At 36.9% G+C, this 9,527-nt stretch carries 7 protein-coding genes; 2 read left to right on the top strand and 5 right to left on the bottom strand.

Features of this window, described 5'->3' with window-relative positions:
• Positions 1–8 precede the first annotated feature (8 nt).
• The 3 genes from QVA17_RS07920 to QVA17_RS07930 are packed head-to-tail and all read right to left on the bottom strand — an operon-like array spanning position 9 to position 4,695.
• Positions 9–1,568, bottom strand: coding sequence for an amino acid adenylation domain-containing protein (locus tag QVA17_RS07920; protein ID WP_287387646.1), 1,560 nt, complete (start codon positions 1,566–1,568; stop codon positions 9–11).
• 16 nt (positions 1,569–1,584) lie between these two features.
• A complete protein-coding gene (locus QVA17_RS07925; protein WP_287387648.1) occupies positions 1,585–2,991 on the bottom strand; it encodes a hypothetical protein in 1,407 nt (468 codons plus the stop codon).
• A gap of 12 nt (positions 2,992–3,003) precedes the next feature.
• Positions 3,004–4,695 (bottom strand): MBOAT family O-acyltransferase, encoded by a 1,692-nt coding sequence (locus QVA17_RS07930; protein WP_287387650.1) that lies wholly within the window; start codon positions 4,693–4,695, stop codon positions 3,004–3,006.
• 334 nt (positions 4,696–5,029) lie between these two features.
• Between QVA17_RS07930 and QVA17_RS07935 the strand changes: the two genes are divergently transcribed.
• On the top strand, positions 5,030–6,364 hold the full coding sequence (locus QVA17_RS07935) for a ubiquitin-like protein (protein WP_287387653.1): 1,335 nt from the start codon (positions 5,030–5,032) through the stop codon (positions 6,362–6,364).
• 69 nt (positions 6,365–6,433) lie between these two features.
• Here QVA17_RS07935 and QVA17_RS07940 read toward each other — a convergent pair whose 3' ends face one another.
• On the bottom strand, positions 6,434–7,519 hold the full coding sequence (locus QVA17_RS07940; protein WP_287387655.1) for a mannose-1-phosphate guanylyltransferase: 1,086 nt from the start codon (positions 7,517–7,519) through the stop codon (positions 6,434–6,436).
• A gap of 544 nt (positions 7,520–8,063) precedes the next feature.
• On the opposite strand from QVA17_RS07940, the gene QVA17_RS07945 reads away from it, so the two are divergent.
• Positions 8,064–8,396: a hypothetical protein gene (locus QVA17_RS07945; protein ID WP_287387658.1), complete on the top strand. Its 333-nt coding sequence runs from the start codon at positions 8,064–8,066 to the stop codon at positions 8,394–8,396.
• Between the two features lie 131 nt (positions 8,397–8,527).
• Here the strand turns inward: QVA17_RS07945 and QVA17_RS07950 are convergent, their stop codons facing one another.
• Complete coding sequence (locus QVA17_RS07950) at positions 8,528–9,490, bottom strand: glycosyltransferase family 2 protein (RefSeq protein ID WP_287387660.1); 963 nt, start codon at positions 9,488–9,490, stop codon at positions 8,528–8,530.
• Positions 9,491–9,527 lie beyond the last annotated feature (37 nt).

Genomic DNA, 9,527 nt, shown 5'->3' on the forward strand with positions numbered 1-9,527 from the left:
AGCTGCAATTACAAGCCTGCCACCTGCTTTAATGCATTTCTATCTATCTTGCCATTCTTTGTCATTGGCATTTCATCAATCATAATTACCTTATTAGGTATCATATAAGATGGTAAATCTTCTCTAAGCTCTTCAAGGAGCTCCTTCTTGTCGGCATCACCCATGACAAAGAGAAGGATTTTCTTCTTATTATTATCGTAAAGGCAGCATGTTCTCTCTACCTTATCCTTTGAGCTAGCAGCTACCTCGATTTCTCCAAGCTCGATTCTCTGGCCCATGTGCTTAACCTGAAAATCCTTACGAGATACGTAGTAGAGAAGTCCATTTTCATCATAACGACCAAGGTCGCCAGTTCTATACATCATCTCAAGGAATTCAGTGTTTGCAGGGTTTGGCATGAAGGCTGCATTAGTCTTTTCCTTATCCTTATAATAACCTAGGGCTAGACAAGCACCGGATACGCAGATTTCGCCAACCTCGCCAGCTTCTCTGATTTCCTTATCGTTGTCATCTAGAAGGAATACGTGCTCATTTTCAAAAGCCTTACCTGCCGGAATCACTTCCTTAAGGTCATAGTCTCTGTCCACCACATGATAAGTGCAGTTGCAAGTAATCTCTGTTGGGCCATAGACGTTAACGTAAGTGGCCTCAGGAAGGTACTTCTTCCAAACGTTAAGCTGCTTAATTGGCATAACTTCACCAGAGAAGATGACCTTCTTAACGCTAGTTGGCACCTTATAGCCAAAGCCATTCATGATAGACACGAAGCACATGGCACTAACAGCCCACACAAGGACAGTTGGCTTTCTCTCCACGAGATAGTCCATAAGGACTGTTGGATTTGAGAAGTAACTACGTGGGATGATGTTAACTGTGCCACCTACTGAGATTGATGCAAATATATCTTTAACGGATACGTCAAAATCAAAAGGAGCTTGATTAGCCCATATGTCGTTTTTATTCAAATCAAAAGTCTTAGTGAAGACCTCAATAAAGTCGATGATTGAGGCATGGCCTACAACAACTCCCTTTGGAGTTCCTGTAGAACCACTTGTAAAGTTTACATAAACAGGATCATTTGAAAGGGCAGTTTGTCTTATTTTTACAAGTTTTTCTCTATCAATTAAATCCTCTAAATTGCCTTCACTACGATCTTTTCTCTGGTTTTGAAGAAGAGTTTCAAGGCTTATTATTTTTAAATTTTCATATTTATCAAAAAGACTAAGGGCACTAGAATAGTTGGCGTCGTCGGTGAAAATGACCCTAGGCATTAAAGTTTCAATGACCTTTGTCTGTCTTGTTTCTGGACTTCTTAAATCAATAAAAGAATAGAAGGCGCGAGTCTTAAGGGTTGCAAAGATACCCACTGTTGCGTCTACGCACTTCTCAAGGTAGAAGGCGATGGCCTCTCTTTCCCTGACCTTCTCATCATTAATTAAGTAACTTGCAAGGATGTCACTTTCAATTTCTAGCTCCTTGTAAGTTATTGTATTATCTACATCGGCAAAGGCTACCTTATCTGGGTAGTTTGCGGATGAGTTTTCTAACCATTCCAATACATTTTTCATGTGCTTGCCTCTTTTCTTATTTATCGTAACTAATAGTTTGTACGCAACGCTTTTCATAGGCCAAATCAGAGCCTACTTGGCGGGCGTTTACTACAATCTTTATGCTGCCATCATCGTTTCCATCTGCACCAAAAGGGATTAGGCAGCTAGTGCTTGAGGAATAATCCTGAACGACCTTATATTCCCCAGTGCTTTCATTATATACTGTATATTGATATTCTACATCTACATTTGTGCCGGTGTAGGCAATTGAGGAAACGGAGATTCCGTTGGTCTTAGTTGTAGTATTAAACCAGATTGTAGATATGTAATCTATGGAATCTAAATACTCCTCTGGCGTGTAGAAGAGGCTTGAAAGGTCCTCTCCTGCTTCCTTCATTAGAAGGAAATTTGCAAGGGAAGTAGAAAATGCTTCCGAACCCTCCTTATTCATATGCTCATGGTCAAAGAAGTAGCTATCACTAGTTGTAAATAGCTCGTCCTTAGCCAAATTAAAGTCATAGTATTCTGCTCCGTACTCTGCAAAAAGCTCCTGAAGTAGTAACATTTTCTCAAAGTATTCATCACCATTAGTGCCATAGCTCAATACATCATAGGCAGGATGTGGTGTGGCAATAACTATAAGCTCAACGTCGTTCTCCTGGCAAAGATTTGCAATGTCTCGTAATTCCTGTAAAGAATCCTCGCTAAAGGTCTCTGAATAGTAGGAATAAGTTGTGTCATTGCCTGTATCATCAAAGTTTAGATAGCCGGTTAAGTAGCCGTAGCCCTTGCCTACATAGTGACGGTAGACGTTATTAACCATCTCCTGCTCTGTGGCCTGCTTGCCCTCAAGCTTTGCCTTAACGTTTGATGCCACCTCTTTTAAATCCACGGAATTGTAAATCCAAGGGAAGAAATAGTTTAGGGAAGCTGGTGTTCCCACAATGTCCTCATCAAAGGCGTAATTAGCGTAGGTAGTTAGCTTTTCTAGAAGGGACTCGCCCTTTGTCTTGGCTCTTAAAAATGAAACTTCAGCTATAGTGCTTCGCTCTCCTGTAAGAGAGAAATAGCCAAGAGCCATAACCACGCGCTTTACCCCGTGATCTTCAATGGCGGTTTTAATAGCTAGCTTAGTTTGAGCTAGATACTGGGAAGGGGTACCCATGTTGTAGGAATTAGTGCCCATGATGTCATCCACCACGTAAGGGCTAATGCCTACATAGCAAAGGGAACTTCCCACAAAAATCTGATCTATACTGTCTTCTTTATGGTAATCATCCCACATAACCTGACTGGCAGAACCGTAAGGCTCTAGACAGAATTTAAGCAGTTCATTAATTAGAACCACACAGACTACTGCAATGATTACACCTATCCATTTATGTTTCTTTCGCTTAGGCTTTTGGCTTGCCTGTGGCGATACATTTTCATTATTCTCCATAAAGCCTCCTTATTAATAGTTCGCGTACATAAAGCTTCCGCTAGATGCACTGCTAAGTCCAAAGGATACTAACATCATAATTATTAGTGTTGAATAAAGTACAATTCTAAAAGGAATTGGGGACTTCATAAGCTTTTCATTTGGGTCGATGCCACGCTCCTTTAGGATGCTGATAATAAGCACCACGATGCAGCCAAAAAAGGCTAGGTTAAGGCATAGATTTTGCTGGTAAACTGCGCAATCCTTAAGTCTTCTAAGGAAACGCTCTGGATGAAAGTAGGTAAATGTGTTGCGTAGGCAAAGGAAGCTATACTTAGGATTTACTAATACGTCAAAATACCAACCAATATTTACAACTATAAAGGTTCTTACAATAGCAAAAGCCTTGTAGTACTTATTCTCTCTATTAATATGTAGAATTGCTACCATTTTATCAAATACAGGGCTAAAAAGATCGCTAAGAGCGATTACAAGACCGTTATAAATACCCCATATAAGGAAGTGGGCGTTAGCACCATGCCACAAACCAACAATAAAGAAAACTAGTAGGTTTGCAAGGCAGGCAGGAAGCGTCCTACTTAAGTGAATTGCAAGTGCTTTATTATTAATCTTTTTACAAGCCTTAGATAGGGACTGCATAGGCTTTGTTAGGGCTACTGGATAGAAAATGTAATCTCTCATCCAAGCACCAAGAGAAATATGCCATCTTCTCCAGAACTCGCCTAAAGACTTACTAAAGTATGGCTGACGGAAGTTCTCCATCATATCAATTCCAAGCATCTTTGAGGCACCCATAACCATATCGATACCACCGGAGAAATCGCAGTACTGCTCGATAGAATAAAGTAGGATTGTAAATACAATTATACAACCAGGTGTCTTAGAATCTATATTTCTAAAGGCAGCTATGATAATAGGAGATACCATATCGGCAATGGCATATTTTTTAAAAAAGCCATATGCCATACGAAGCATACCTCTGTGTATGTTATCTAAATCAAATTTATGTCTTTCTTTTAGCTGATTGCCCAATTGATCATATCTATTAATCGGTCCCTGAAGTAATTGTGGAAAGAAAGATACGAAATTAAGGTACTTAAAAAAATTATTCTCTGCCTTATACTTTCCGTTATACATGTCAATCAAATAGCTAATAGATTGGAAAGTGTAGAAGGAAATTCCAAGAGGAATCACCACACTTGAGGCCGAAAAAATTGTGTTACCTGTTTCAGTTACAGACTCTTCAATAGTCTCTACCACTGACTTGGCACCTAGGCCATTGAAAAATTCGTAAATTGTTGACCAGTACTTTAAATAAGCTAGAATTCCAACATTAATAAGTAGAACAATTACAAGTGCTACTCGCTTATCAAACATGTACTTAGCTTTAAGTTTTGCCTTAGCTTCTTTAATCTCGTCTTTAGACTTCGTTTCGTCATTCTTAAGTGCTTTCTTATCTAGGGCGTTTCTTTCTGTCCTTTTGCTCATATAAAGGCCTGCGGCAAAGGTAGTTACAGATGTTATGAAAATGTATATCAAATTAGTTAAACCACATAAGCCGTAAAAAATCATATTGGCAACAGTTAACACAATCCATTGATAACCTTCGTTATATTTAGATTGATTAAATATCTTCTCTACTCCGTAATACACTGCTAGCAAAACCGCCATGAATATTGCAAATTCTAATGAATATAATTCCATTCTAAACTCCTAAAGTGTATTAATTCTTTATCCTATACCAACTCTAAAATAAATTTTTTAGAGGACTATTTGATAATAGCACTCTAAATTTTAATCTTCAACAACAATAAGAAATTGTTCACTATCTTTTCACTAAAACCTGCTAAGAAAAAGCCACTAGAGAATTAATGTAATAGTCCATGTATCCTATTTGTGATATAATTATTTATATAATATATAGGAGGGGATAAATTATATGAAACAATTCAGAAAAAATAAAGCTTTAAAACACTCATTTGTTTTAATTCTGTCTATTTTTTTATTTACACAATTTACTCTAACAAATGTTTTTGCTATGGATATTTATGTTAAAAAATCAGATGACACTACAATAACTCTTGATGTGGAACCGTCTGATACAATAGAAAATGTTAAAGCTAAGATTCAAGATAAAGAAGGGATTCCTACTGATAGTCAGAAATTAATATTTGCAGGTACTACCCTAGAAGATGATAGACATTTAGCAGATTATAATATTCAAAAAGAATCAACTTTACATTTAACAACCAGGGCAACCGTGGCAACTGTGCATACTCATAATTATAATTTTGAAAGTAATGGAGCCACTATAACAGCGACTTGTACCGCCAGTGGATGCAGTGATCCTGTAGATACAGCAACTTTAACTATTGTTGCACCTACAAATCGCGTTTATGGCAGCAACATAACTGGTGCAAGTTTAGTGCAAACAGGTATTGATGAAGAATTTCTAGCTTCCTTAAACTTAAACTATTCAGTAGATGAATTTATGACAGGAATGAATAGCTCGATTGAATACTACAAAGGTAATGTTCTTTTAGATAGCTTCCCTACTGAACCTGGAGAATACACAGCTGTTATTAGAGGTTTTGGTGAAGCTCAAGACGTAACCGCCAGTGTTAGTTATAAAATAGTAGAAGCTAGTAGTTCCGAAGATAGCAGTTCAACAAAAAACATGGCATATAAGGAAGTGCCTCGAGTTGCTGGAGAAATAAAGGACATTACTAATTCAACAACAATAGATAATAAGCTTAATCCTTACAATTCAAGTATTGTTAACAATAATGACCTTAAAAAGATTCTATCAATAACTGATTCAGAGGCACTTAAGGGCGTTAATATCTGGCTTGAGGTTAATGAAATAAACGACGATAATGCAAATGAAACAATTATTGCTGATAAAAACGTAATTCAAAATTCATTTCCTGAATATAATGTAGGCACTTTCTTTGATATCAACCTATTCAAAAAGGTTGGAGATTCTGAAGAAAACAAGATTAGCGAAACTGAGGGGGATGTGGAAATCAGTTTTAAATTAGATGCTAACGATAAATGGGATATGAATTCTTTAGCTATTTTAAGAGTGCATAATGGAGTATCTACTCTTCTAGATTGTAAGTATGATAAAGACACTTCTACACTCACTTTTAAAACGGATAGGTTCTCAACATATGCCATTGTCTATAAGAACTTGGACACAACTACAGTAAATAATGAACTAACAACTATTACTGATAATGAAAATAAAGAAACAACTTCTCCTAATAACACTAGTCCAGCAACAGCCGATAATTCTTTACTTGAACTAAACATTGCTATGATACTAATTGTTTTAGGGGTTGTAGGGATTAAAACTAGAATTCCTAGATAATGCAAAAGGGGGGTGTCGCACTAAGTAATTAGTGCGACAGCCCCCTTGTTTATATTTCTTAGTTAAATCTTATAGGTACTGTGTCTTTCCTGATTCGCGAAGAGATGCGAGAACCTGCTTGATTTCGCCTGCATTTTCCTTAGTAGAGATAAGAATAGCATCGTCTGTATCAACTACAACCATGTCTCTAAGACCTACAGTTGCGATAAGCTTATCTTTACCTTCAATTACTGTGTTCTCAGTATTTACTGTAACTACGTTTCCTGTAACTACGTTACCCTTCTCGTCATTCTCTTTAATACGTCCAACTGCAAGCCATGATCCTACATCATCCCAACCAAAGTTACCTGGAAGTGTAAAGATAGAGCTTGCCTTCTCCATGATACCATAGTCAACTGACTGTGATTCAAGGTTAGGGAATTCTGCATTTAATACTGCATCTTCTGAATCTGTTCCAATAGCATCCTTAATCTTTAAAAGACCTTCGTATGTGCTGTTCATGAAGCTCTTAAAGCAATCCATGATTGTTGAAACCTTCCAAACAAACATACCTGAATTCCAAAGGTAGTTGCCTTCAGCAAGGTATGACTTAGCTGTTTCAAGGTCTGGCTTCTCTACGAATCTAGCTACCTTGCGGCCGTTGCCGTCTGTAGTGCTTTCATCGTACTGAATATATCCGTATCCTGTTTCAGGATAGTTAGGTGTAATACCTACTGTTACTAAGTTCTCGCCCTTAGTTGCAATTTCTACTGCTTCCTTAAATGTATCTGCGAAAACTTCGTTATTCTTAATTAAGTGATCTGATGGTAAAACGATCATTACTGCATCGTCTTCACCGTTCTTCTGAGCCTTATCAAGTACGTGTACTGCGCCAAGACCGATACATGGTGCTGTATTACGTCCGATAGGTTCACAGAGAATGTTCTCCTCTGGGAGACCTGGTAACTGTTTCTTTACTAATTCCTTATAGTTCTTGTTAGTAGCAATATAAACATCTTCTAGCTTAACTAATGGGCTAATTCTTTCAACTGTAAGCTGAATCATTGTCTTTCCATCACCTGTAAGTGATAAGAACTGCTTAGGTAAATTAACTCGGCTTCTTGGCCAGAATCTTTCACCCTTACCACCTGCCATAATTAACGCTGTAGTCTTCATGTTTAATCCTCCATTAAGTGACTAGCACTTTTCTAATTCGATATTCTAACTGCGAAAATATCATAAAGTTACTAGAGGCATCAATTCATCAGAATTGATGCCTCCAGTTTATAAATCATTATAATCTCCGCAATAAGTAAACTTGAAAGTTCGGCGCAGCCCAAGTCCCCGCTTCACTGCCAGCAAACCTTCAAATTTATGGCTTGATTTTAACACTTATGTTAAGAAAATGTCAACATTTTTCCTTTAAATTATAAGTTTATTTAGAGAATATTTATTATTTTAATACTCCCATCTTCTGTTTTTGTTAATATTTTTAGGTCTAAGGGACTATTGGGTTGGAGTTTTTAACCTAGGAAGGGAAGATGGTGTGGTATAGGGTGAACCTTTTGGGAAATGGTGGGAGACTTTTGAGCTTTATTAATTGCTTTTTATAAATATATACTTGCATCTATTGGTCTTAAATCACAAACTTATGATATGATGGAAAGGAACATATATGCTCTAAACTAATCAAAAAAATCAAAAAGGAGTTCCATTTAAAATGATAAAAAATGAATTTATAAACCTAACAGATTTTACATCACAATATACAGGAGAATGGAATCCAGCTGAAGGTCATTGGTTTGGTTTGGATTTTACTTATAAAAATATAACCTATAGACTTAATACAGGAAATATGTATGCAAACGAAGAAGATTTTCTTTTTGGCCTATATATCAAATCTGAAGATAATGATACTGAAACAAATCACGGTTATAAACTTTTGTTTTCTTGTGATTCCATGGAAGAGCTTTTAAATTCTACATCAATTGATAATACTTGTTTTAGAGATATTATTATTAATAAAGACGTTGAACTATTAGGACAAGATTAATATAAAATACAAAGGGGAGCCAGATTTCTCCGACTCTCCTAAGTATACATCCGCAAATGTATACCCCAATTAACTCCAATTATATATGATAATCACACTTAAATGCAATCTCTTATTAATGAATTCTTGCCTTACTCTTCCTTAGAATTCCTTGAATAAAATTCATGAAGTCTTATTAATTCCAACTCAAAATATTCCCTGTTATTATCCTTTATATTCTCCAATATTAAACCTGCAAAGAAGGACTGTATGGCGGCTATCATTGTAAATCCACATATAATAAGTGTAGGGAAACGACGAACCAAGCCCGTCTTAATAAACTCCACAAGTATTGGCACAAAAAAGCCTATAGATATCAAGCCCAATATTATTGCCAGTGTTCCAAAGAATCGCAAAGGTCTAATATGTCTAAACAACTTCCATATAGTGCACAAAACTTTAAATCCGTCTGAATATGTATTAAGCTTTGACACGCTGCCTTCTGGTCGATCCTTGTAATCTACTACAGTGTTTACAATATTCATATTCTTATCTATGGCGTGAATGCTCATCTCTGTTTCGATTTCAAAGCCATTAGATAGAACAGGGAAGCTCTTTACAAATTGATAACTAAAGGCTCTATAACCTGTCATGATATCCTTGATATCACTTTTAAAGAGAAAATTAATGCTCTTTCTTACAAGGACGTTACCAAAGTTGTGGAAAGGTCTTTTATTTTCACCAAAATAAGTAGAAGAAAGTCTATCGCCAACTACCATGTCCGCTTGTCGTTCAAGAACGGCATCAATCATTGCCTTGGCTGATTCTGCCGGATAGGTGTCATCACCATCTGCGATGACATAACATCTTGCGTCAATTTCACGAAACATGCGGCGCACTACATTTCCTTTACCCTGCTTATATTCGTGCCTAACAACAGCTCCTGCTGCCCTAGCAAGAAAAGCGGTCTTATCCGTTGAGTTATTGTCATAGACATAAACACGGCAGTCACCATCATCCCCATATTTCTCGATGACTGCACGAAAATCCTTCACTACTTTTTCTATAGTTTTCTCCTCGTTGTAACAAGGAATTAGAACTGCGATTTTATCCATAATTCTACCCACCCCAATCAAGCCATAAATTTAAATA

This window comes from Lachnospira sp. (assembly GCF_016290755.1).
GTDB lineage: Bacteria > Bacillota > Clostridia > Lachnospirales > Lachnospiraceae > Lachnospira > Lachnospira multipara.

What these genes read in the sequence shown, in the direction of transcription:
- QVA17_RS07935 (WP_287387653.1), top strand. Translation starts at nt 5,030, where the DNA reads ATGGATATTTATGTTAAAAAATCAGATGACACTACAATAACTCTTGAT.
- QVA17_RS07920 (WP_287387646.1), bottom strand. Translation starts at nt 1,568, where the DNA reads ATGAAAAATGTATTGGAATGGTTAGAAAACTCATCCGCAAACTACCCA.
- QVA17_RS07945 (WP_287387658.1), top strand. Translation starts at nt 8,064, where the DNA reads ATGATAAAAAATGAATTTATAAACCTAACAGATTTTACATCACAATAT.
- QVA17_RS07925 (WP_287387648.1), bottom strand. Translation starts at nt 2,991, where the DNA reads ATGGAGAATAATGAAAATGTATCGCCACAGGCAAGCCAAAAGCCTAAG.
- QVA17_RS07940 (WP_287387655.1), bottom strand. Translation starts at nt 7,519, where the DNA reads ATGAAGACTACAGCGTTAATTATGGCAGGTGGTAAGGGTGAAAGATTC.
- QVA17_RS07930 (WP_287387650.1), bottom strand. Translation starts at nt 4,695, where the DNA reads ATGGAATTATATTCATTAGAATTTGCAATATTCATGGCGGTTTTGCTA.
- QVA17_RS07950 (WP_287387660.1), bottom strand. Translation starts at nt 9,490, where the DNA reads ATGGATAAAATCGCAGTTCTAATTCCTTGTTACAACGAGGAGAAAACT.